This window comes from Marinifaba aquimaris, from assembly GCF_013328345.1.
GTDB classification, from domain to species: Bacteria; Pseudomonadota; Gammaproteobacteria; order Enterobacterales; family Alteromonadaceae; genus Marinifaba; species Marinifaba aquimaris.
This window is the reverse complement of sequence record NZ_JABULX010000073.1, coordinates 1-1,007: the sequence shown is the minus strand read 5'-3', so window position 1 is coordinate 1,007 and position 1,007 is coordinate 1. Positions and strand designations below refer to the sequence as shown.

The window sequence follows — 1,007 nt, the reverse complement described above, 5'->3', positions numbered from 1 at the left end:
AATAGCCGCACCTATTGTTATTTATTTTGGGAAGAAGTGTGCCGATTTATGGATAACACCAAACCATTACCCGATGTACCTGTATATGAAGCAGTAAGACACCTTGACTCGGTGACCGCCGCTTTTGATAAGAAAAACGGCAGGCCAGAAAGCTTTTGGCAAGATATGAGTTTTGAGCAGCAAAATAAAATTGAAAAAGAGTTGTTGTCTGAGGCGTTTAATTTTGCCTTTGATAAACCACAAGCTGAAATTACCAAACCGTGGGAAGTCTGGCCGATAGACCCAGCTATGCCTTTGCCTGTATTAGATAATACATACAAGTTTAAACGTGTATTTAGGCAAATAACGTGTGGCTCGCCCCTTTAATTGTTTTAACGATATTCATACACAAGGAATGTGATGATAAATTTTATACCGACGTTACCGAAAGAAACGACCTTTAACCGATTTTTTCAGGCTTTTAATCATGCCTCGTTAGCAGATCAATTTAATGGTTTGTATTTAACCCGGATGTTTGAGAAAAAAGTATCAAAACGCACATTTTTTGCAGACCATCCGGAACGTTTCTTAATACAAAACGCTGACAAACATGCATCTGGCTGGTTATCTATTGCGTGTATGTTTATTGGTTTTGCAGGTAGTTGTCTTTGCGCAATTAATTTACCTGCTTGGCTGATTTTTTATATAGATGAGCCATTTGAATACCATTTTTATATTGCCGTTTTAATCTGGAATTTATTTTGGTTAAATTTAATCCCGTGGACTATGCGTGTGGGCTCTGATCATATTATTTATTTTGATCGTTTGACTGGCCGGGTTGGTTATACCAAAGCTTTTAGCCATCAAACTGAAAAAGATGAATTTGGTAACGCCAGTTTTGCTTGGCAAGACATTGTTTGCATTACCCAATATGCCGTTACATCTCAGCATGGTAGTCAGGCTCAACTTCCTTATATTCGACATCGTGATTTTGATACTTACCCAGAATCGGATGTTGAAGTGGTCGT

2 pseudogenes are annotated in these 1,007 nt (G+C 38.1%); both read left to right on the top strand.

The window, feature by feature from the left end:
* Positions 1–366 (top strand): annotated as a pseudogene (locus HR060_RS19135) (hypothetical protein); the annotation flags it as partial.
* A 33-nt stretch (positions 367–399) separates the two neighbouring features.
* Positions 400–1,007 (top strand): annotated as a pseudogene (locus HR060_RS19130) (hypothetical protein); the annotation flags it as partial.